At 63.3% G+C, this 22788-nt stretch carries 21 protein-coding genes; 7 read left to right on the top strand and 14 right to left on the bottom strand.

What is annotated here, in order from left to right:
* Positions 1-10 precede the first annotated feature (10 nt).
* The 8 genes from LDN85_RS08455 to LDN85_RS08420 form a co-directional block, all read right to left on the bottom strand.
* The gene (locus LDN85_RS08455) at positions 11-748 is read right to left on the bottom strand and encodes a lysophospholipid acyltransferase family protein (protein ID WP_051421029.1); all 738 of its coding nucleotides are present in this window, start codon (positions 746-748) and stop codon (positions 11-13) included.
* On the bottom strand, positions 738-1451 hold the full coding sequence (gene cmk / locus LDN85_RS08450; RefSeq protein ID WP_223945115.1) for a (d)CMP kinase: 714 nt from the start codon (positions 1449-1451) through the stop codon (positions 738-740). Before cmk ends, LDN85_RS08455 begins: the two co-directional genes overlap by 11 nt.
* The gene (locus tag LDN85_RS08445) at positions 1451-2557 is read right to left on the bottom strand and encodes a prephenate dehydrogenase (RefSeq protein ID WP_223945114.1); all 1107 of its coding nucleotides are present in this window, start codon (positions 2555-2557) and stop codon (positions 1451-1453) included. Before LDN85_RS08445 ends, cmk begins: the two co-directional genes overlap by 1 nt.
* 3 nt (positions 2558-2560) lie before the next feature.
* Positions 2561-3772: a pseudouridine synthase gene (locus LDN85_RS08440; protein ID WP_223945113.1), complete on the bottom strand. Its 1212-nt coding sequence runs from the start codon at positions 3770-3772 to the stop codon at positions 2561-2563.
* A gap of 152 nt (positions 3773-3924) precedes the next feature.
* The gene (locus LDN85_RS08435; RefSeq protein WP_175493521.1) at positions 3925-4566 is read right to left on the bottom strand and encodes an SMC-Scp complex subunit ScpB; all 642 of its coding nucleotides are present in this window, start codon (positions 4564-4566) and stop codon (positions 3925-3927) included.
* Between the two features lie 7 nt (positions 4567-4573).
* Positions 4574-5488, bottom strand: a complete 915-nt coding sequence (locus LDN85_RS08430; protein WP_026542469.1) for a ScpA family protein — start codon at positions 5486-5488, stop codon at positions 4574-4576.
* Positions 5489-5494: 6 nt separating this feature from the next.
* A complete protein-coding gene (locus LDN85_RS08425; RefSeq protein WP_223945112.1) occupies positions 5495-6394 on the bottom strand; it encodes an AAA family ATPase in 900 nt (299 codons plus the stop codon).
* A 252-nt stretch (positions 6395-6646) separates the two neighbouring features.
* Entirely contained in the window at positions 6647-7993 is a 1347-nt protein-coding gene (locus tag LDN85_RS08420) for a cation:dicarboxylase symporter family transporter (protein ID WP_091554397.1), read from the bottom strand.
* 137 nt (positions 7994-8130) lie between these two features.
* On the opposite strand from LDN85_RS08420, the gene LDN85_RS08415 reads away from it, so the two are divergent.
* The 6 genes from LDN85_RS08415 to LDN85_RS08390 all read left to right on the top strand — a co-directional run bounded on the left by LDN85_RS08415 (position 8131) and on the right by LDN85_RS08390 (position 14895).
* Positions 8131-9777, top strand: coding sequence for a sensor histidine kinase (locus tag LDN85_RS08415; protein WP_223945440.1), 1647 nt, complete (start codon positions 8131-8133; stop codon positions 9775-9777).
* Entirely contained in the window at positions 9774-10487 is a 714-nt protein-coding gene (locus tag LDN85_RS08410) for a response regulator (protein ID WP_223945111.1), read from the top strand. Before LDN85_RS08415 ends, LDN85_RS08410 begins: the two co-directional genes overlap by 4 nt.
* Positions 10488-10559: 72 nt before the next feature.
* Positions 10560-11201: a GntR family transcriptional regulator gene (locus LDN85_RS08405; protein WP_223945110.1), complete on the top strand. Its 642-nt coding sequence runs from the start codon at positions 10560-10562 to the stop codon at positions 11199-11201.
* A gap of 51 nt (positions 11202-11252) precedes the next feature.
* A complete protein-coding gene (locus LDN85_RS08400) occupies positions 11253-12773 on the top strand; it encodes an MmgE/PrpD family protein (RefSeq protein ID WP_223945109.1) in 1521 nt (506 codons plus the stop codon).
* Positions 12774-13679 carry a methylisocitrate lyase gene (gene prpB / locus LDN85_RS08395; protein ID WP_091554392.1) on the top strand — a complete coding sequence of 302 codons (906 nt, stop codon included), beginning with the start codon at positions 12774-12776 and terminating at the stop codon, positions 13677-13679.
* A 76-nt stretch (positions 13680-13755) separates the two neighbouring features.
* Positions 13756-14895, top strand: coding sequence for a bifunctional 2-methylcitrate synthase/citrate synthase (locus tag LDN85_RS08390; RefSeq protein WP_026542462.1), 1140 nt, complete (start codon positions 13756-13758; stop codon positions 14893-14895).
* A 139-nt stretch (positions 14896-15034) separates the two neighbouring features.
* Here LDN85_RS08390 and LDN85_RS08385 read toward each other — a convergent pair whose 3' ends face one another.
* Positions 15035-15541, bottom strand: coding sequence for an NUDIX domain-containing protein (locus tag LDN85_RS08385; RefSeq protein ID WP_223945108.1), 507 nt, complete (start codon positions 15539-15541; stop codon positions 15035-15037).
* A 56-nt stretch (positions 15542-15597) separates the two neighbouring features.
* Between LDN85_RS08385 and LDN85_RS08380 the strand changes: the two genes are divergently transcribed.
* Positions 15598-16368 (top strand): hypothetical protein, encoded by a 771-nt coding sequence (locus LDN85_RS08380; protein ID WP_026548557.1) that lies wholly within the window; start codon positions 15598-15600, stop codon positions 16366-16368.
* Positions 16369-16396: 28 nt separating this feature from the next.
* Here the strand turns inward: LDN85_RS08380 and xerD are convergent, their stop codons facing one another.
* From xerD to LDN85_RS08355, 5 genes are all read right to left on the bottom strand, one after another.
* The gene (xerD, locus tag LDN85_RS08375; protein WP_035761171.1) at positions 16397-17356 is read right to left on the bottom strand and encodes a site-specific tyrosine recombinase XerD; all 960 of its coding nucleotides are present in this window, start codon (positions 17354-17356) and stop codon (positions 16397-16399) included.
* Between the two features lie 2 nt (positions 17357-17358).
* Positions 17359-18021 carry an NUDIX hydrolase gene (locus LDN85_RS08370; RefSeq protein ID WP_223945107.1) on the bottom strand — a complete coding sequence of 221 codons (663 nt, stop codon included), beginning with the start codon at positions 18019-18021 and terminating at the stop codon, positions 17359-17361.
* A 28-nt stretch (positions 18022-18049) separates the two neighbouring features.
* Positions 18050-19795, bottom strand: coding sequence for a CTP synthase (locus LDN85_RS08365; RefSeq protein WP_026542457.1), 1746 nt, complete (start codon positions 19793-19795; stop codon positions 18050-18052).
* A 191-nt stretch (positions 19796-19986) separates the two neighbouring features.
* On the bottom strand, positions 19987-21726 hold the full coding sequence (gene recN, locus LDN85_RS08360) for a DNA repair protein RecN (RefSeq protein ID WP_091554383.1): 1740 nt from the start codon (positions 21724-21726) through the stop codon (positions 19987-19989).
* Positions 21727-21729: 3 nt separating this feature from the next.
* Positions 21730-22779 (bottom strand): NAD kinase, encoded by a 1050-nt coding sequence (locus LDN85_RS08355; protein ID WP_026542455.1) that lies wholly within the window; start codon positions 22777-22779, stop codon positions 21730-21732.
* Between the last annotated feature and the right edge of the window lie 9 nt (positions 22780-22788).

Genomic DNA, 22788 nt, shown 5'->3' with positions numbered 1-22788 from the left:
TGCACTTTCCTTAGTGGTGGTCTGCCGGCGTCCCGGCTACTGCTGTATGGCGGTGCTGCGGAGTGGATTCTCCGGGCGCAGGATCCTCGGGAAGGCCCTGTCCTGTGGCCCGGATGGCGTCCTGGACGTGATCGGCCAGGGCTTCACGGATTTCCGCAGCCGCCCTGTCCATTGAAACACGCCCCGGTTCGCCCTTCCGGCGCTTCACCGTGATGGGTTCGCCGAAGCTCACGTGGAGCTTCCGGCGTGGTCTGGGTATATGGTCGCGGTGCTCGTCGCCCTGGCGGGTTCCGAGGATGGCGACCGGTATGACTGTTGCTCCGGAGTTGATGGCGAGCCACGCAACACCGTTGCTGATGCTGCCGGCCGTGCCGCTCCCCCGCGTGCCTTCGGGAAGGATCCCGACGCAACGGCCGTCGTCGAGCAGTTGCTTGCCCAGATGCAGGGCGGAGCGATCCCCCGTTCGGTCCACCGGAATCTGTCCGGATCCCCGCAGGACGGAGCCGAGGAAGCCCTTGAACATTTCCTTCTTGACGAGGATATGCATGGGGCGCGGTGATGCTCCGAACATCACCGGACCATCGAGGAAGCTGATGTGGTTGGCAGCGAAGATCACCGGTCCGCCGGCGGGAACGTTGCCCTTGCCGGAAACGACGGTCCGATACAGGACGTGATCGATGAACCAACCAATGGGCCGGCTCCACACTTTGGTCCACCGGGCTGGAAGCCCGTGCTCCTTAGTCGCCATAGATGACCTTGCTGACGATCGCCAAGGCGGTGTCCACTGTCTCCTCAAAATTCAGGTCCGAGGAATCGAGCGTCACCACGCCATCAGCGGCCTGGCTGAAGTTCACTACCGTGGAATCCTTGGCGTCGCGCTGAATAACCTGGGCTTCCAACTGCTCTTTGCTTTGCGTACCACCCAACTGGATGCCCCTGCGCCGGAGGCGGGCTTCCTCGCTGGCGGTCAGGAGCATGCGCACCTCGGCATTGGGGACGACGACGGTGGTGATGTCGCGCCCTTCGACCACCATGCGGTGGTGGTGCTGGTCGATCAGTTCGCGTTGGCGGCGGATGAGCTCGGTGCGGGCACCGAGAGTCGTGGCAACGGCGCTGACCGAGGAGGAAATCAACGGGTCCCGGATTTCGTCCGTGACGTCCGTACCATCCACGGCCACATACTCCGTAGCCGTGGTGGTGCTGATCTCCAACGGCATGGCCTTGGAAGCCTGCTCCACGGCCGCGCCGTCCCGGAGGTCAACGCCGGTCTTGAGGCAGTACCACGTCAGGGCACGGTACATCGCGCCCGTATCCAGATACGCCAGCTTCAAGCGCCGGGCAACTTCCTTGCTGACACTGGACTTGCCCGAACCGGAAGGTCCGTCGATGGCAATGACCAACGGCTTTCCCGGACGGGCAACCGTCTCGGGGCCAAAAAATTCTCGCGTCATTACTGGAGTACCCGCCATCCACGGTCAGTCAAAGCTTCAACAAGGAGGTCGTGCTTGCTGGGAAGCACGGAGAGCTCCACCATGCCCACGTTTTGTCCCGACGAATGGTCGAGCCGGAGGTCTTCGACGTTCACGCCAATCTCGCCGATCTCCGTCAGGAGGTGGGCGATCTGACCCGGTTTGTCGTCCACCAGGATGGTGAGCCACGAGTACGCCTGCGGAGGTCCGCCGTGCTTGCCCGGGATCCTCGCCTGGCCTGCATTGCCCTCACTGATCAGCTGGGCAAGATCCAGCCGGGCACCGGGCGCCAAAGGTTCTTCCAGCGTTCCAATCAGCCGGTTCAGGTCTTCGCGGACGCCATGCAGGATCGAAACCACCTTCTCCGCATTGCCTCCCAGGATCTGCACCCAAAGGGTGGGATCGCTGGCGGCGATGCGGGTGGTGTCCCGGAGTCCGTTACCGGCAAGGGACAACGCATGCAACGGTGTGCCTTGCAGCCGGCTGGCCAACAGCGAAGACATGACCTGTGGCAAATGCGATACCAAGGCCACGGCTTCGTCGTGCTCGTCCGCGGTGAACTGGGAAACGATTCCGCCCAGGTCCACGGCCAGCGATCGGGCCGTTTGCAGTGCGGCGTCCGAGGTTTCCCCGGATGGGCACAGAACCCACGGCATGGAGGTGAACAGCTCACCCCGGGCAGCTACCGGTCCTGACTTCTCGCGGCCGGCCATGGGGTGGGTCCCCACATAGCGGGACATGTCCACGCCACGCTCCAGCAACTGCGCCTGAATGGTCGCTTTGACGCTCGCGATATCCACCACGACGGCGGACGGGTAGTCCGCCAGCGCTTTCTGCACGACGTCGGCGGTTACGTCCGGCGGAGCCGCGACAACCACCAGCTGGGGCTGTTCGTCCAACCCTGCAAGCGGCTGCCCCGCTCCGATGTCCACCGCGACCGCCTGGTTGGTGGGCGAAGGATCAGAGAGGAAGACTGGAACTCCGCGTCCGCGCAGGCCAAGGCCGATGCTGGCGCCCAGGAGACCAGTACCGAGAACGACGACCGGGCCATCGAGATGACCCCGGCCGTGCGTACCGAATGCCGACATGCCCTAGAGCCCTACAGATGCCAGGAGGTGTCCGACTTCCTGCCTGCCGAGGTTGCGGATGCTGCCCTGGCGCTGGTCGCCCAGGCCGATGGGACCAACCTTGACACGGACAAGGCGTTCCACCGGGAAACCGACGGCGTCGAACATACGGCGCACAATGCGGTTCTTTCCGGAGTGGAGGACAACCTCGATCAGGACGTGTCCCGGGGTGGAGTCCACCAGGCGGAAGGAATCCACTGCGGCAACACCGTCTTCGAGCTCGACGCCGTTTTTCAGCTTCGCGCCCACGCCTTGCGGGAACGGGCCACGCACCTGGACCAAGTACGTCTTGGGCACCTCATAGGAAGGATGCGTCAAGCGGTTGGCCAGTTCGCCGTCGTTCGTCAGCAGCAGCAGCCCCTCAGTGGCGACATCGAGGCGGCCAACGTGGAACAGGCGTTCGCCCTTGTTCTTGTTGTTCTTCAGGAAGTCGCTGATGCAGGGGCGGCCTTCGGGGTCTTCCATGGTGGAAACTACGCCCTTGGGCTTGTTGAAGACCATGTAGACGAGGGTTTCGTCCAGCTGGATCCTGATGCCATCAACGTGGATCACGGCCGAGGTGGGGTCCACGCGCATGCCGAGCTCGGTGGTCACCACGCCGTCAACCTCGACGCGTCCCTCGAGGATCATTTCCTCGCACACGCGCCGCGAGGCCACGCCGGCTTGGGCCATGACCTTCTGCAGGCGTACGCCGTCGACATCGTGGAGGTCCGACTGCGGCACTTCCTGGCGCGGACCGCGGTTGCGTCCCGGCTTGCGGATCGGTCCCAGGTTCTGGCCGAACCGTTCGCTGCCGAACGCCTTGGAGCCGTACTGCCTGGCCGGCTTGGCCTTGGGCTTCAGTGCACCGGGAGTCCCGGGCGCTTTGCCGAAGCCGGGCTTGTTGGAGCCTGGCTTACGGAAGGGTTTTGCAGGCCTGGCGGCCTGGCCGCGGTCGTAGTCGCCCGCCGTTGTGGGATTGTCGGGATCGAAGGGTGCCGCTTCGCGCGGCTTCGAAGCCTTGAAGGGGCGGCCCTCGCCCTGGTTGAAGTTGCGCTTTCCGGCGCCGGCGCTGCCGCCACGGCCGGAAAAGCCGCCGGCGTTGGAGCGGCCGGTGCCGCCCTTGGCCTCATTGCGTCCGGAGCTGTTGCGCCCCGAACCGTTACGTGGTGAACTCTGGCGTCCCGCCTGTGTCATGACCCGTCCTTGTGTAGTAATGGCCGGCTTTCTGTGCTGAAACCAACACTAGCCAGCCGGGCAGACATCGTCTGCCCTTTGTCGCTGTGCACCTTGAAGGTGCCGTGAATCCATATGAAATTCTTCTTGCGGCGCCGGATTTGGCCCCTGGGCTACATCCGGCTGGCGTCGTAGTGTTCGTCGATCCCTTCCAGGCCCGGAAGGTGCGGCGAAAGCTGTGGAAGTTCAGCCACTGAGCCGATGCCCATCCGTTCCAGGAAGTACGAGGTTGTCCGGTACAGGACAGCCCCGGATTCGGGATCGTTTCCGGAGTCCTCTATCAAACCCCGTTGGGTGAGGGTCCGGACCACCGAATCGACGTTGACGCCGCGAATGGCAGATACCCGGGCCCTGGAGACCGGTTGCCGGTAGGCGATGACCGCCAGGGTTTCAAGCGCTGCCTGAGTGAGCCTGGTGGTCTGGCCTTCGAGCACGAACCTGCCCACGATGTCGGCGAAATCCGACCGTGAATAGATGCGCCACCCGCCGGCGACATTCCGCAATTCAAAACCCCGGGGTGCAGTGCTGGCATCGGCAAAGCCGACAGCATCCACGTCCGGGGCTTTAACAGTATAGCCGCTATACTCCCGCTGCAGGTCATGCAGCAAATCCTCGACGACGGACACGGTCACGTTGAGCCCGGCAGCCAGCTCCTCCGAGGTTGCCGGCTCATCAATGACCATCAACACAGCTTCCAGGGCTGCCCGGGCACCACCGGGCAGCCGTTCCAGCTCCGCCAGGCCATCGTGGTCCATTTCCTGCTCACTCACTGCTGCTCTCCCCGTTGTCCGGCCCCACGCCGGTCTCATACTCTTCGCTCAGGCTGGAACTGTCCCATTCGGCGTCGTCCCCCGTCCAGCGAACGGTTAATTCCGCCAGGGGTTCGGGTTGCTCGAAAGCCACCACGCGGTCGCGAAACATTTCCAACAATGCAAGGAAGCGTGCCACCACTACAAGAGTGGTCTCGGCATCAGCTATCAGCGCCTGAAAGGACAAGGGCGCACCAAGCTTCAACCGGTAGCCCATGATCTCGGCCTGCTCCCTGACACTCACCGGCGGAGCGTGCAGATGGCCGAGGCCGACCTCCTCCGGTGCCGCATCCTTGGGTTTGAGCGCTTTGGCGGCGAGTTCGGCGAACTGCCCGGGGGTGTGTCTCCACACGAGCTCCGGCAGCAGCGCGGCGAAGTGCCCCTCCAGGGCTACTTGGCGCGGGTATCGACGGGCTTCCTGTTCCAAGGTTTCGCCCATGACCCCGGCAATGTGCTTGAAGGCCTTGTACTGCAGAAGGCGGGCGAAAAGAAGGTCCCTGGCCTCAAGCAGCGCTATGTCCTCGGCGTCCTCGACTTCCCCGGACGGCAGCAAGCGGGCGGCCTTGAGATCCAGCAGTGTTGCTGCGATGACCAGGAACTCGCTGGCCTCGTCCAAAGCCCAGTCCTCCCCCAGCTTCTGCAGCCGGCGGATGTACTTGATGAATTCATCGGTAACTGTGGCCAAAGCCACTTCCGTGATGTCCATCTTGTGCTTGGAAATCAGGCCCAGCAGGAGATCAAAGGGGCCCGTGAAGTTGGCCAGCCGCACCTCAAAGCCCGGTTTGCGAACCTCGGAGGTGCCGGCGTCGGGCGCTTCCGCGGCCGGTGCAACGTCCGCTGCCGTGGGCGGTGCGAGTGACGGTCCCACCGCAGGCTAGGGCGCGCCGCCGCGCGAGATCAATTCTTTGGCAAGCCGGCGGTAGGCGTCGGCACCGATGTGGTTGCCCGCATAACTGGTGATGGGCTCGGCGGCCACGGTTGCATCAGCGAACTTGATGGAGCGCTTGATGACGGTCTCGAAGACCTTGTCGCCGAAGGCTTCGACGAGGCGTGAAATCACTTCGCGGCTGTGGAGGGTGCGGGCGTCGTACATGGTGGCCAGGACACCGTCCACCTGCAGCCTCGGGTTGAGGCGGTCCTGGACCTTTTCAATGGTTTCGACCAGGAGGGCCACCGCCCTCAAAGCGAAGAACTCGCAAATCAACGGAATGATGACACCGTGGGCTGCAGTCAATGCGTTCACGGTCAACAGCCCCAGGGACGGCTGGCAGTCGATCAGGACGACGTCGTAATCGTCCTCCACGCTCTTGAGCGCGCGGTCCAGTACCTGCTCACGGGCAACCTCGTTGACCAGCTGGACTTCTGCGGCGGAGAGATCGATGTTGGCCGGCAGGAGGTCAACGCCCTCGACGCCGGTCTGCTGGATGGCGTCACGAATACTGACCTTGCGGTCCATCAGCACGTTGTACACGGTGAGGTCCAGCTCGTGCGGGTTGGCACCCAGTCCGGCGGAGAGCGCACCCTGGGGATCGAAATCCACCAGCAGGACACGCCGGCCGAACTCTGCGAGCGCCGCAGCGAGGTTGATGGTGGAGGTGGTTTTACCCACGCCACCCTTCTGGTTGACCATGGCGATGACTCTCGCCGGGCCATGGGAAGCAAGCGGGGCAGGTTCTGGAAATTCGCGGTGAGGGCGGCCTGTTGGCCCCATGATGGCGTCTTCCAGATCGAGCCCGGCGCCTCCCAGCGTAGCTGTTCCCCGTTCGATGCTCACGTATCTAACCACTCTTTCGACGACGATCTTCCCTGCCGCTGGCCCCCAGCTACAGCGCTACTACCCACCTAGGCTACAGCGCCCGACACGGTTATTTGGGGAACTTGACTTTGTCCCCTCCGTGAGCCTTGACCCTCTAGCTGAGGTCGAAGGTTCACTTTGCCCGCACCTCCCGGCCGGGGAAAACCGAAGGCCGGCACCTGGGGAGGTGCCGGCCTTCGGTGCTATTGCTCCACTTTGTTCACGTTGGCGTCAGACCGTGGCCTTTTCGCGCGTTTCAGCTTCGGGACCGGCCTCTTCTTCGCCGCCGTGGGCGATCATGGTCTGCTCATCGAAGGGCTCATTGCCGGAGAGGACCCGCTCTACCTGGCCGTTGTCGATTTCCTTCACCCAGGTACCGATCAGGACTGTCGCCACTGCGTTGCCGGTGAAGTTGGTCAGGGCCCGGGCTTCTGACATGAAGCGGTCGATTCCCACGATCATGCCTACGCCGCCAAGGAGTTCGGGCTTGTGGGCCTGGAGTCCGGCAGCCAGGGTTGCCAGGCCTGCTCCCGTTACGCCGGCGGCTCCCTTGGAAGCGATGATCATGAAGACCAGGAGCGAGATCTGCGCGCCGAGGTCCAGCGGCGTGCCCATGGCGTTGGCGACAAAGAGGGAGGCCATGGTCAGGTAGATCGCCGTGCCATCGAGGTTGAAGGAGTAACCCGTAGGAACGGTGACGCCGACTACCGGCTTGGAGACACCCAGGTGTTCCATCTTGGCGATCAGGCGGGGCAGTGCAGCCTCGGAAGAGGATGTGGAGAAGATCAGGAGGTACTCGCGGGCCAGGTACTTCATGAGCCGGAAGATGTTGACGCCGGCCACTGCCCGGAGCAGGGTTCCCAGAATGACAACGATGAACAGCGCACAGGTGATGTAGAAGGCCAGCATCAGGGTGAACATGCTCAGGATCGCCTGGGCGCCGGTGGCACCGACGACGGCGGCAATGGCGCCGAAAGCGCCGACTGGAGCCAGCCACATGATCATGATGAGGATGCGGAAAACAAGGCGCTGCCCGTGGCCGATCGCAGTGAGGATGGGGGCTCCCTGCTTGCCCATCTTCTGCAAGGCGAACCCGACCAGGATCGCGGCAAGCAGGGTGGGAAGGACTGGGATGTCGCCGGGGATGATTCCCAGGAGGAAGTCCACCGTGCTGTTGGTGTCAGCTTTCTTGTTTGGATCGTAGGGGGTCAGCTTGAGCCCCTCGCCCGGGTGGATGAGGTTGCCCACCACCAGGCCGATGGCCAGGGCGAACGTTGACATGGCCACGAAGTAGCCCAGTGCGAGGCCGCCTACCTTGCCAACGGTGGCAGCTTTGGCAATGGAGCCGATGCCCAGGACGATGGTGCAGAAAATGACCGGCGCGATCATCATTTTGATGAGCTTGATGAAACCGTCGCCGAGTGGCTTCAGTGACTTGCCAACCTCGGGGAACACCAGGCCGACCACGGCGCCGAGTACAACGGCCAGGATCACCGCGATGTACAGGTAGTGCGACTTGTCGAGCCCCTTGCGTCCAGGTTTGGCAGCTACTGCCGACTCTCCTCGTTGAGAGGTCATGGGATTCTCCTTTGGATACTGTGTAAGGCGCTGCGGTCCTGCACTGATGTCCAATCCGCTGCCCTTGTGTGATATCCATCATTGAGCCGTTGGTGACACACATCACCGTTGCGGTCATATTGGTCATGGAGGTCCATGTGTTTCACAGCTGGAGCATCGCCCGTCGCTTGTTCGTGGCAAACCTGCTGTTCGTGCTGGTCCTGACGGCCGTGTTTGGGGCTTTTTCCGTGGTGGAGGCCCGGGACAGGGCCTATGACAACGCCGGCGGACGGATGCTTGCCCTCGCAACGTCCATCGCGAACAATCCCCTTGTCCTGCAGGCGGCAGACTCCCCGGATCCTTCAGCACTGCTGCAGCCTTACGCCCGTGAAGTCATGGACGATGCCGACGCCGATTTCATCACCATCATGGCGCCGGACCGTACACGATGGACGCATCCCCGGCCCGAGGAGCTGGGCAAACCGTACATCGGAACCATTGATCCTGCCCTGCGAGGCGAAACCTTCACCGAAGTGACCGCCGGAACACTGGGCCCCTCGGTGCGTACCATCGCCCCCGTCAAAGATTCCAGCGGAAACATCAAGGCCCTGGTGGCGGCCGGTGTCACCGTCCGCACCGTAGACACCGATGTCGCGGAGCGCTTGGGAGTCATCGGCGGAATTGCCTTGGTGGTTCTGACCTTTGGGTCCTTCGCTTCGTGGCTGCTGGGACGTTACCTCCGTTCCGTGACCCGCGGATGGGGACCCGAACAGCTGGCACAGCTTTTTGCATACTACGAGTCCGTCCTCCATTCGGTCCGCGAAGGAGTCATCCTGATTGATACCCACGGCAAAGCCGTAATGTACAACGACCAGGCAGCGGAGTTGCTGGGGCTTGGGCCTTCCGACGCCGACCGCTCACCGGACGCTGCCCCGAAACTGTCCGAGCTCCCCCTCGACGGCAGCCTGCGGGCATTGTTCGAATCCGGCCGGCCGGCCCATGACGAGATCCACCTCACGGGACCACGGATCCTGGTAGTCAACCAGGCCCCCGCCGTGGGGCCGGTACCTGAACGCAGCCGGCAGAAGCCAGCCGTTTATGGGACAGTAGCCACCATCCGCGACCGGACCGAGATTGAGTCCCTGGGTACTGAACTGCAGACCATGAAGACCCTCTCCGACGCGTTGCGGGCCCAAACCCACGAACATGCAAACCGGCTGCACATGATTGTTTCCCTCCTGGAGCTGGGCCGAACGCCACAAGCCTTGGAATTCGCCACCAAAGACCTCGAACTCAGCCAGCAACTCACCGACGACATGGTGGCATCGGTGGACGAGCCCGTCATGAGCGCCCTTGTGATGGGCAAGGCTGCAGAGGCCCATGAACGGGGGGTGGAGTTGGAGGTCCGGACGTCGGGAAACTCCGGTGTCCGCGGCTTGGAGATCCAGGACTTGGTGACCATCCTGGGGAATCTGCTGGACAACGCGATAGATGCTGCCGCGGCCGGTGACTTCCCAAGGAAGGTGCAGCTGGACGTTGAAGCCGGGCCCGCCGCCGTCGGATTCACTGTGCGCGACTCCGGCAGCGGCATCAATCCAGGGTCCATTGATGACGTCCTGCAGTACGGCTTCAGCACCAAGTCTGCGGATGGGAATCCGCGCGGTTCCCACGGCCGCGGAGTAGGTCTTGCCTTGGTGCGCCAGGCGGTGGATCGGCTCAACGGTACGATGACCATCAGCAATCCAGGCGGAGCACAATTCCAAGTAGTGCTGCCGGCGCCGGTTCCCGAGGAAGAGAAGGCATGACAGAGATCCGCGTCCTGGTGGTGGAGGACGAACCCATAGCCTCGGACGCCCATTCCGTCTACGTCGGCCGCCTGGAGGGGTTCACGCTGGTGGGAACAGCACCGGACGGCCAGTCGGCACTGCGGATCCTGGGCGAATATTCCGCCTCCGGCGCACCTGTGGACCTGGTCTTGCTCGACATGAACCTCCCGGACCTGCACGGCCTTGATGTGGCCCGCCGGATGCGTTCGGCAGGAGTCTTCGCAGACATCATCGCCATCACGGCCGTCCGGGAACTGAACATTGTTCGCAGCGCCGTGTCCATCGGCGTCGTCCAGTACCTCATCAAGCCCTTCACGTATGCCACTTTTGCCGACAAGCTCAGGAGCTACCAGGCGTTCCGGGAACAGTTGGCGGGCTCCATGTCCGGCATCTCCAAGGCGGGAGCCTCCCAGAGCGATGTGGATCAAGCTTTTGCCAGCCTCCGGGCCCCGACGGAACTACCGCTGCCCAAGGGGCTTTCGGGGTCCACCCTGGAAGCGGTGAAAGAGTTGATGCGGGAGAGGCAGGAGGCAGTTTCCGCCAGTGAAGTGATGGACGCCCTTGGCATGTCGCGCGTCACCGCACGGCGGTATCTGGAATACCTTGCCGACGCCGGCACTGTCACGAGGGCGCCCCGGTACGGCACACCGGGCAGGCCGGAGAATGAATACGGGTGGAACCGCAGCTAGGCAATGTATACATTATGGGTGAATTTTCGCCATTTTCTCGCCCCACTATGATTCTGTGTATACACTGAAGGCATGCGCGCCAGTGATCGGGCCTACTCGGCCCTACGGGAAGACATTATTGAATGGCGCCTTCGTCCCGGAGCGGTCCTGGCGGAAGTTGAGCAATCCGAACGCTTGGGAGTGTCCAGGACACCCGTTCGGGAGGCCTTAAGCCGGCTCACCGCAGAAGGGTTGACGACGGCGGCAGGCGGCCGCGGCGTCGTCGTTACCGACATTTCGCTGGACAGCATCGACGAACTGTTCGAACTGCGCGAAACCCTGGAGGTGCGTGCAGCCGCCCTTGCTGCCGAACGAGGCGAACCGGGCATCTTCGCGGAATTGCATGCCCAGCTGCTGCTGGCCCCGGAACTCTTGAGCGACAATGATCCCGCACGCCACGAGTACTACGCCTTGGTGAGCCGGCTGGACGATGCCATTGACACCGCGGCTGCCAATTCCTACCTGGCCACTGCCATGCGGGGTCTTCGTGTCCATCTGGTTCGTGTCCGCCGCCTCGCAGCTGATGACACTGCCCGCCTCCATGCTGCCGCCGGCGAACATGCCGCGATCGCCGAGGCCATCGCTGCGGGCAATCCACGGCTGGCGGAGGCCGCCACCACGCTGCACCTCCACCGCAGCCTCACCCACGTCAAAGCCACCCACACCCCTCATTAGCACCACATCTGACACACACCTGTCTGAAACATCCTGCCGAGAAGGAGCATCATGGTTAAGAGCAACCACGTCCGCGTCTACAAGAGCGAAGAGAACCTGCCCCGCGAGGAGCAGCTGGCGCACAAAATCGCAGTGGTCGCCGCTGATCCCGTTGAGGTCTCGCCAGAGGTCACTGACATGGTGATCAACCGGATCATCGACAACGCTTCGGTTGCGATCGCCTCGTTGAACCGGGCACCGATCGTCGCAGCCCGTGCGCAGGCACTGACCCACGCTCCGTCCGCGAACGGCAAGGGCGCCGCTGTTTTCGGTATTACTGAGCAGGTCTCCCCTGAGTGGGCTGCCTGGGCCAACGGGGTGGCCGTGCGCGAACTGGACTACCACGACACCTTCCTCGCCGCGGACTACTCCCACCCCGGGGACAACATCCCGCCGATCCTCGCCGTCGCCCAGCACGTGGGCTCCAACGGCGCGGACCTGGTCCGGGCCATCGCCACCGGCTACGAAATCCAGGTGAACCTGGTCAAGGCCATCTGCCTGCACAAGCACAAGATCGACCACGTCGCGCACCTCGGCCCTTCTGCCGCCGCAGGTATCGGCACCCTTCTTGGCCTGGACGTGGAGACGATCTTCCAGTCCGTGGGCCAGGCCCTGCACACCACCACCGCCACCCGGCAGTCCCGCAAGGGCGAAATCTCCACCTGGAAAGCCCACGCCCCGGCCTTCGCAGGCAAGATGGCCGTCGAAGCCGTGGACCGCTCCATGCGCGGACAAACCTCCCCCGTGCCGATCTACGAAGGCGAAGACGGCGTGATCGCCTGGATGCTGGACGGCCCCGACGCTTCCTATGAAGTCCCGCTGCCGCTGCCCGGTGAAGCCAAGCGCGCCATCCTGGACACCTACACCAAGGAACACTCCGCCGAGTACCAGGCCCAGGCCTGGATCGACCTCGCCCGCAAACTCCACAAGGAGCACCCGGAAACCACGGACCCGGCAAACGTGGCCTCGGTGCTGATCAAGACCAGCCACCACACCCACTACGTGATCGGCTCCGGCGCGAACGATCCCCAGAAGTACTCCCCCACCGCATCCCGCGAGACCCTGGACCACTCCATCCCGTACATCTTCACCGTCGCCCTGCAGGACGGCGCCTGGCACCACGTTCACTCCTACGCCCCCGAACGTGCCGCACGCCCGGACACCGTGGAACTGTGGCACAAGGTCACCACCGTAGAGGACCCGGAATGGACACGCCGGTACCACTCCCTGGACATCGCAGAGAAGGCCTTCGGCGGGTCCGTTGAAATCACCCTCACCGACGGCACCGTCATTACCGACCAGATCGCTGTTGCCGATGCGCACCCGCTCGGTGCCCGGCCGTTCGCCCGCGAGCAGTACATCAACAAGTTCCGCACCCTAGCCGCCGGCGTGGTGGAGGAAGCCGAAATCGAAAGGTTCCTCGCCGCCGTCGAACGCGTCACCGAACTCGGAGCCGGCGAACTGGGCCAGCTGAACATCACCGCCGCTCCTGGCGTGATCGACCTCACCACAGCTCCGAAGGGACTGTTCTAAATGCTGTACTCCAAAACCACTCCGGAGCAGAAGCGCCTCAAGCTCCGCGAGTTGCTCGACTCCGGGACAGTGCAACAGTTCCCCGGTGCGTTCAACCCGCTCTCGGCACGGCTGATCGAGGAGAAGGGCTTCGCCGGTGTCTACATCTCCGGCGCCGTCCTGGCAAACGACCTCGGCCTCCCGGACATCGGACTGACCACCCTGACCGAGGTAGCGACCCGTGCCGGGCAGATCGCCCGCATGACCGACCTGCCGTCCCTGGTGGACGCAGACACCGGCTTCGGTGAACCCATGAACGTGGCCCGCACCATCCAGGAACTCGAAAACGCCGGCCTGGCAGGTTGCCACATCGAGGACCAGTTCAACCCCAAGCGTTGCGGTCACCTGGACGGCAAAAACGTGGTGGATATCGACACCGCCACCAAGCGCATCCGCGCCGCAGCAGACGCCCGCCGGGACCCGAACTTCCTCATCATGGCCCGCACCGACATCCGGGCCGTGGACGGAATCCAGGCTGCGCAGGACCGAGCCAAAGCACTCGTAGACGCCGGCGCCGACGCGATCTTCCCCGAAGCGATGCGTGACCTGAGCGAGTTCCAGGCCATCCGCGACGCCGTGGATGTGCCCATCTTGGCCAACATGACCGAGTTCGGCAAAAGCGAACTCTTCACCGTGGAGCAGCTCCAAGGCGTCGGAGTGAACATGGTCATCTACCCGGTAACCCTGCTCCGCATTGCCATGGGCGCTGCAGAGCGTACTCTGGAATCGATCAGGGCTGCGGGGACCCAAGAGGCGGAAGTGGAGAACATGCTCACGCGTGCACGCCTCTATGAACTCGTCGACTACGAGGCATACAACCAATTCGATACCGGCGTTTTTAACTTCCAGGTTCCTGGCGTCCGCTAGGTTCCGGATTCATCAAGGGGAACGCAGGCATTCCGGATCTCCCGGCGCGCCTGCTCTATGAACGAAGGAGTTCAGCGTGGTAGCTGAAGACATCAAAAAGGGCTTGGCCGGCGTCGTTGTGGACTACACCGCCGTCTCGAAGGTCAACCCGGACACCAACTCCCTGCTCTACCGTGGGTACCCGGTCCAGGAACTGGCTGCCAAGTGCAGCTTCGAAGAAGTGGCCTACCTGCTATGGAACGGCGAACTGCCCAACGAATCCCAGTTGGCTGAATTCACAGCCCGGGAGCGGGCCGGCCGCGCCCTGGACCCGGTGGTCAAGACCGTCATCGACGCCTTGCCCACCACCGCCCACCCCATGGACGTCTGCCGCACGGCTGCCTCCGTGCTCGGCGCCCGGCACGAGTTGGCCGAGGATTCCTCGCCCGAGGCAAACATGAAAAAGGCCATCGACCTCTGGGCTGCCATGCCCGCAGTGGTGGCCTACGACCAGCGCCGCCGCCGCGGCCAGGACGCCGTGGAAGCCCGCGAGGACCTGGACTACTCTGCCAACTTCCTCTGGATGACCTTCGGCGAAGAACAGGTCCCTGAAGTGGTGGAGGCGTTCAACGTCTCCATGATCCTGTACGCCGAGCACTCCTTCAACGCTTCCACCTTCACCGCCCGTGTGGTCACCTCCACGCTCTCGGACCTGCATTCCGCCGTGACCGCAGCCATCGGCGCTTTGAAGGGGCCGCTGCACGGCGGCGCCAACGAAGCCGTCATGCACACCTTTGACGAAATCGGCATCCGCAGCGAAGAATCCCTCGAAGAAGCGGCCACCCGCGCCAAGGCATGGATGGAAGACGCCTTGGCCCAAAAGAAGAAAGTCATGGGCTTCGGACACCGTGTCTACAAGCACGGCGACTCCCGCGTGCCCACCATGAAAGCCGCCCTGGACAAGATGATCGCCCACTACGGACGGCCTGAACTCCTGGGCCTGTACAACGGACTGGAACAGGCCATGGATGAGGCCAAGGCCATCAAGCCGAACCTCGACTACCCGGCAGGCCCCACGTACCACTTGATGGGCTTCGACACCCAGACGTTCACCCCGCTGTTCGTCGCCAGCCGCATCACCGGCTGGACCGCCCACGTCATGGAACAGGTAGCCTCCAACTCCCTCATCCGTCCGCTGAGCGAATACAACGGACCGGAAGAGCGGCACGTCCCCTGACACTTGCTGTCGCGCACCAAGACGTACGACGCCGGGCCTGTCACCGAAAGGTGACCGGTCCGGCGTCGCTCTATTAAGCCTGCCCGGGCTGGCTTTTAAGACTGTTGGGACAGGCTGTTAGGCCTGTCGGGACTGGCTTTTAAGCGTGTCTGGACTGGGGATCCACCCAGTCAATGGTGTGGACGTCAGCAACATTTTCGTTATCCGCCGCCAACGCCACGCGCACGGCAATACGCTGCCCGGCGATCATGGCAGGCAACCAGTGTTCGGCGTCGGCCCACATCCTGTCTACGGGAAGCTGCGCTACGGGGAACCACGCAGGGGCGATCTCATCGCTCTCCGATGGATCCCCTTCCCATACGCGGGTCAGGAATACTGTGGTGGCCATGTTCCACTCCGGCCTGGCCGGAAACACAAAGTCAACAGTGCCGGCCGGTATCAGGTCCTTGGCCGCTACTACGACGTTGATCTCTTCCATGACCTCACGGCAGGCAGCTTGCGCAGCAGTCTCCCCCAACTCAACATGCCCGCCGACGCCTACTACCTTGCCCAGGCCAAAACCGGTCTTCTTGGTCCCCAGCAGGACATCTTCGCCATCGATGCCGTCGCGGAGAAGGAAGCACAAGGTCACATGGGCTGCAGTCATGCTGCCTACCTTAACCTGATCTCCCCTGCCGCGGCGGCCATTGCTACAGTGAGCCCATGAGTGAAGGTGGGGGTGACGCGCGGGCTGCTGCAGCCGCCGTCGACGACGTTGCCGGGCCGCAGATCGACGACGACGCCAAAGGTGGCCTGGCTGCTGTTGAATCCACCCGCCAACCGACGCCGGAAAAGGATGCCTGGCTGCCCCGATGGCTTGTAGCCCACCCGCTCTACACCGGATGGGCCTGGACGCTCCTCTGGTCCGGGCTGATCGTGTTGGACGAAGTGGTGGACCTTGCCGGATGGACCTGGTACTTGCTGGTCCTCATGGCTGCGCTGCCCACCCTGGTCTCAACGCTCGTGGTCCTGCATGCCACGCCTAGAAGTCATCTGCGGGCGGTGGACGCAACAGTCCTTGGCCACTTTTTTGTGAGGTTCCTGGCGCTGGTGGCCGCGTTCATGGTGTGGGCCGCCTCTGTGGTGATGAGCGCCTCCATCTCCACCACGGTCCAGACCCTGATAGGCGATTCAGAAAAGGAAGTCACAGCGTTGGGGTTCAACCTGATGCTGGCCGCTGTTCCGCTGGTTCTGTCCATCCTGTGGATGGCCTTCATTGTGCGCTGTGCATGGTTCCTGCGCCGGCTGCGGGGGTGGCGGCAGGTACCGCTGAAGACTCGGGTTCCCAAGAAATTCCTCAAGGGCAGGCCCCGGCTCAAGCGTGTTGTGGTGGGCCTGGCGCATCCGGGCCTCCTGCTGGTGGCAGGCTTGGGAACCTCGCTCCTGGCACTTTTCGTCGACGCCGTGGAACTGACGCTGAACGTCCTCGGCTAGCACGGAGAACAGGCAACGCTGTCCGGGGTTATCCCAAGGCCCTTGGATGTGCTGCCGCATAGACTTCGCGCAACGTATCCGCCGTAACCAAGGTGTACACCTGCGTGGTGGTTACCGACGCGTGCCCCAGCAGTTCCTGTACCACCCTGACGTCCGCCCCGCCTTCCAACAGGTGCGTGGCAAAGGAATGACGCAGGGTGTGCGGCGAGACGTCTTTGGTGATGTTCGCTTTGTCGGCGGCAGCCTTGAGGATGGTCCACGCACTCTGCCTGCTGATCCGGCCACCCCGGGCGTTCAGGAACAGCGCCGGCGTTCCCTTGCCCTTGGAAGCGAGCAAGGGCCGGCCACGGACAACATAGGCTCCGACGGCGCGGGCACCGTAGGATCCCAACGGCACCAGCCGCTCCTTGGAGCCCTTGCCGAACAACCTCACGATTGAAGGGTCACCACCGGTGTCCTGGAGCGAGACGTCGTCAACGTCCAGCCCAACGGCCTCACTGATGCGGGCACCGGTGGAGTAGAGGAATTCAAGCAACGCGCGGTCCCGCAGTCCGGTGGGGCTATCGGAACCGGCAGCTTCCAGGATGCGCGTCACTTCGCCAACGCTGATTGCTTTCGGAAGCCGCTTGCCTGGCATGGGCGGGTGAACATCGCTGGCGGGGTCCGCCGTCGTAGTTCCTTCCAACGCCCAAAACTTGTGGAGTCCACGCACTGCCACCACAGTCCGTGCAGCCGAGCGGACACCCAGGACAGCGGCGCCGTCGCTGCCATCAGACAACGCCTGGACGAAGGCCGTCACATGGTGACGGGTAATGTCGCCTGGCCGCTGTACTCCCTGTCCGAGCAGGAAATTGGAGTACCGGGCAAGGTCCCTCCGATACGCCGCAAGGGTGTTCGGTGCCAGGCCGCGTTCCACGCCAACGTGTTGCAGGTAGTCGGTGACTGCGCGATCAATTCCGTTGGGGGTACGGGTGGGGGCCTCGGCCATACTCAGCGCTGGCTCGGATGTGCCGGCCACGGCGCGTTGGCGGGACGAAGGCCCGTAAAACCATCAGCCTTTGCAGCTGCAGCGGCAAGGATGCCCAGCACAGCCGACGGATTGTGCAAGCGGCCCTCCAGCACCGCCTGGACTGCGTCCTCGAGCGGCACCCAATGCAGTTCAATTTCGGCTTCTTCATCCGTGCGGACATGCCGGTCCGCTGCGGGAACGTCGCTGAGGCCCCGTGCCAGGTAGATTCGGACGGCCTCACTCGATGAACCCGGCGAATTGAAGAAGTCCACCAGGACGTTCCACGTAGCCGCCTTGAGGTCAGCCTCCTCGGCCAATTCGCGGGCAGCGCCCACCACGAAGTCCTCGCCTTCAACATCGAGCAACCCCGCGGGAATCTCCCATAGATCCATGCCGACAGGATGGCGGTACTGCTTCAGCAACAGGATCTCGCCATCCACGTTCATGGGCAACACCGCTACAGCGCCGGGGTGGTCGATGTAATCGCGAACCAGGGTGTCAGTGCCGTCACTGAGCTGGAAGGAATCGCTGACAACGTCCCAGATGCGGCCCTCGTAGACCTTGCTGGTGGACAAAAGACGGCGCGGGCTCGGCATGTCCGAAACCTGCCTTGATGTGCGGGGGGTTTCAGAAATACCGGGCATCGCGCCGTCCTTCGTTAGTACTTGCGTTTTACTTGGCAGCTACCGTGCGGGCACCGGTTTTGGTTGCCACAGGGGCACCTTCGCGACGCTCCAAGGCAGCTTTGACCAGGCCTGCGAACAAGGGGTGGGGGCGCGTGGGGCGGGAGCTGAGCTCGGGGTGCGCCTGCGTAGCCACGTAGTACGGGTGCACTTCGCGGGGAAGCTCCACGTACTCCACCAACTTGCCATCAGGAGAGGTACCGGAAAACACCAGGCCCTCTGCTGCGATCTGGTCACGGTACTTGTTGTTGACCTCGTACCGGTGACGGTGGCGTTCGCTGACCGTCGTGGTGCCGTAGGTCTCGGCGATGACCGAGCCCTCGTCCAGCTTGGCTTCGTACAGGCCCAGGCGCATGGTGCCGCCAAGGTCTCCCTTGCCTTCAACGATGTCCAGCTGCTCTTCCATGGTTGCGATGACCGGGTACTTCGAATCCGGCTCGAACTCGCTGGAGGAAGCGCCTTCAAGGCCAACCACGTTGCGGGCGTACTCGATCACCATGCACTGCAGGCCAAGGCACAGGCCCAGGACCGGAAGCTTGGACTCGCGGGCGAACTTCAACGCACCGAGTTTGCCTTCGAGGCCGCGGATGCCGAAACCACCGGGCACGCAGATGGCGTCCACGCCGGCCAAGGCCTTGGTGGCGCCTGCATGGGTTTCGCACTCATCCGAGGGAACCCAGCGGATCTTGACCTTGGCTTCGTTGGCAAATCCGCCGGCGCGGAGTGCCTCGGTGACCGAGAGGTAGGCGTCCGGGAGGTCGATGTACTTGCCCACCAAGGCAACTTCGACCTCGTGCTTGGGGTTGTGGACAGCTTCAAGGAGCTTGTCCCATTTGCTCCAGTCAACGTCCTTGAACGGCAGATCCAGCGCACGGACGATGTAGGAGTCCAGGCCCTGGGAGTGCAGGGTCTTGGGGATGTCGTAGATGCTCGGGGCATCAGCGGCGTTCACCACGGCGTCGATATCGACGTCGCACATGCGGCCGATCTTCTCGCGCATGGCCTCGGGGACTTCGCGGTCCGAACGGATCACGATCGCCTCAGGCTGGATGCCGATGGAGCGGAGGGCTGCAACAGAGTGCTGGGTGGGCTTGGTCTTCAGTTCCTGGGACGGACCGATGTACGGAACCAGCGAAACGTGCAGGAAAAAGACGTTGTTGCGGCCAACATCCTGGCGGACCTGGCGGGCCGATTCCAGGAACGGCTGCGACTCGATGTCGCCCACCGTGCCGCCGATCTCGGTGATGATCACGTCAGGTGCGTTCTTTCCTTCGGCAGGAAGGCGCATGCGGCGCTTGATTTCATCGGTGATGTGGGGAATGACCTGGACGGTGTCTCCGAGGTACTCGCCGCGACGTTCCTTGGCGATGACTGTGGAGTAGATCTGGCCCGTCGTGACGTTGGCCGAACCTTCAAGGTTTTCATCAAGGAAGCGCTCGTAGTGTCCGATGTCGAGGTCGGTTTCGGCGCCGTCATCCGTCACGAATACTTCGCCGTGCTGGAAGGGGTTCATCGTGCCCGGATCCACGTTCAGATAGGGATCGAGCTTCTGCATAGTTACAGACAAACCGCGTGCCCGCAGCAGGTGACCGAGGCTGGAAGCCGTCAGACCCTTACCGAGCGAGGACGCCACACCACCGGTGACGAAGATGTGTTTGGTCGTCTTGGACGAGCCCGGGAACCGGGAATTTACACGGGAATTTGATCGCTGCACCACGGAATTCGAGCTTATCATCAATTACGCCTTCCAAGCGTCTGTTCGGATTCCCCAAATGGTCAATAGTTGCTCACCACCGCATTCCAAGCAAGAGCTGTACGGGATTTGGTGTGCCAATGTGATGGTGCTCCCACTTGCCTTGGCCCTTCCAGCCCGGGACTGGGCACGCTCCGGACCCGGCGCGCTGTGGGAGCAGGCGCGCTGCGGGACTAGGCGCGCTGCGGAAGCAGCTTCGCGTCGTCGAGCAATTCCTGTGCGTGCGCCTGTGCCGACTCGGAGTCCTCCTGGCCGGCCAGCATGCGGGCCAACTCCTTGACGCGCTCATCGTCGCTGAGGAGTTGGACATCGCTGGAGGTGAAACCGGTGGTGGTTTTCCCGTCAGCTCCGCGCACGGACGTTTTTGTCACGCGGATGTGCTGATCGGCGAACGCAGCAACCTGCGGCAAGTGCGTCACCACCAGCACTTGGACGTGCCGGGCAAGCATGGCAAGCCTCCGGCCGATTTCGACGGCGGCCCTGCCGCCCACGCCCGCGTCCACCTCGTCGAACACGAACGTCGGGACGGGATCCACGGCGGCCAGCACCACTTCGATGGCCAACATCACCCGGGACAGTTCACCGCCGGAAGCGCCCTTGCCCAACGGCCGTGCCGGAGCCCCGGAGTGCGGCTGGAGGAGGAAGGCGATCTCGTCGGTGCCCCATGGACCCAACGGTCCGGTGCCATCGACCTCAATGACCAGCGTGGCATCGGCCATGGCCAGGGCCTTCAGCTCCGCGCTGACACGCGCCGAAAGGTCCTTGGCTGCCTTGATCCGCGCTTTGGAGATGGCCGCAGCCTGCTTGCGAAGGGTTGCCTCAGTGGAAGCAACTTCGGCGTCGAGGGATTCGATACGGCTGGAGTCGTCCTGCAGCTCATCCAAACGGGCCCGGGCGGTTACTGCCCACTCCAGCACTTCGTCGATACTGGGGGCATATTTGCGGATCAGCTTGGCAAGGGCAGCACGGCGTTCCTCGATCTCGGACAGCCGCTCCGGGCCCTCCGTGTCCAAGGCGGCCTGGTAACTGGACAGCTCCGTAGCAATGTCGTTGAGCAGGAACCCGACTTCTGCAAGCCGGGCAGCGGCGGACCGCAGCTCTTCGTCGTGCTCTGCCACGTGCTCCAGGGTCCGCTTGGCGGCATCGACCATGGTTGTTGCATCGCCGGCATCCCCGAATTCCTCCGCAATGAGGGACTCGTGGGCAGCGGCGGCGGCCAGCCTCAGCTCTTCGACGTTGGCAAGCTTCACGGCCTCCGCCTTGAGTGTCTCGTCCTCGCCGGGCTGCGGATCCACCTCATCGATCTCTTTGAGGGCTGCCTCCAGGGATTCGGCCTCGCGCAACCGCTCCCGCGCTTCACTGCGGAGAGTTTCAAGCTCTGACTGGATCGACTTCCAGTGGCTGTACAGCTCCTGGTACTCCCCCAGGGCCTTGGCGAGGGGCGCACCTGCGAAACGGTCCAAAGCATGCCGCTGCGCCGTGGAACTCTTGAGTCGGATCTGGTCCGACTGCCCATGGACAACCACCAGGCTCTCGCCCAACTCGGCCAGGACCCCCACAGGTGCCGCGCGGCCGCCAACGTAAGCACGGCTGCGCCCATCGGCACCCACGGTACGGGCGAGCAGGAGCTCGGCAACGCCGTCGAACTCTTCGGCCTCGCCGCCGGCTTCCCTGGCACGTTCAACGGCACTGTGTGTGGGATCTAGCTTCAACACCGCCTCGGCGGAGGCTGACTTGGCCCCGCTGCGGACGGCACCGGCATCTGATCGGGCACCAAGGAGGAGCCCGACGGCGGTCACCACCATGGTCTTACCCGCACCGGTTTCGCCGGTGACGACGCTCAGGCCAGGGCCCAACGGCAGGGCGGCATCGGTAATGACGCCAAGGTCACGGATTCGGAGTTCTTCAAGCATGGTTCACTTCGCATTCGTGGGATCGGAAAGGTCACCGTCCCGGGGACCATCTGCATCCCGCGGGCTGTCTACATCCCGGGGACTGGGCAACGGAGCCGGCGAAAGGGTGCGGATGACCGGGATGGGGCCGGTATGGACTTCCCCGGTCCGGGGAGCCGGACCCCGCCAGCCATGGATTGGCAGCTCAAACTTGCGGACCAGGCGGGCAGAGAACGGAGTTTTGTGGGTACGTGCCAGTCGCACCGGAGTGGCCGAACGCGTCACTTCCACACGTGCCCCTGGAGGAAGATCCACCGAACGGCGCCCATCGCACCAGAGGACTCCAAGGGCTTCGGTGCGGTTCATGATTTCCACGGCCAGCTTGGACCTCGGAGAGACCACCAAAGGCTTGGCAAAGAGGGCATGGGCGCTGATCGGAACGATCACCAAGGCCTCCACCTCAGGCCACACCACCGGCCCCCCGGAAGAAAAAGCGTAGGCGGTGGAACCCGTGGGGGTTGCCAGGACTACGCCGTCGCAGCCAAAGGACGTCAAGGGGCGTTCGTCCACCTCCGTGACAACTTCCAGCATGCGCTCCCGGTTGGCCTTTTCAATGGCAGCCTCGTTCAACGCCCAGGTGTGCCAGATCTTTTGGCCCTTCACCCAGACCTGGACGTCGATGGTCATGCGTTCTTCCACCGTGTACTGCCTGCTTGCGATCCACTCCACCGTTTGGGCGAGGTCTGCGCGTTCGCTCTCCGCGAGGAAGCCAACATGGCCCAGGTTCACGCCCAGCATCGGGACGTCCACTTCCCGGACCAGCTCCGCGGCGCGAAGTATGGTTCCATCCCCACCCAGCACCATCACCAGCTCCACGTCTTCAAGATTGACGTGGTCGTTCAGGATCTCGATTGGTGTATCCAACGCTCCGAAAAACCGTTCAATATCGGCCAGTTCGGACTTCTGCAGCACAGGAACCAGCCCTGAGGAATGCAGTTGCGTACAGGCATCCCACGCTGCGCGGAGCGATTCTTCCCGCCCTGTGTGGGCAAGGACAAGTACACGCCTGCTCATCGGTTCTGC

The sequence above is a fragment of the Arthrobacter sp. StoSoilB20 genome (assembly GCF_019977295.1).
Lineage (GTDB): Bacteria > Actinomycetota > Actinomycetes > Actinomycetales > Micrococcaceae > Arthrobacter > Arthrobacter nicotinovorans_A.
This window is presented reverse-complemented; position numbering and strand designations above follow the sequence as displayed.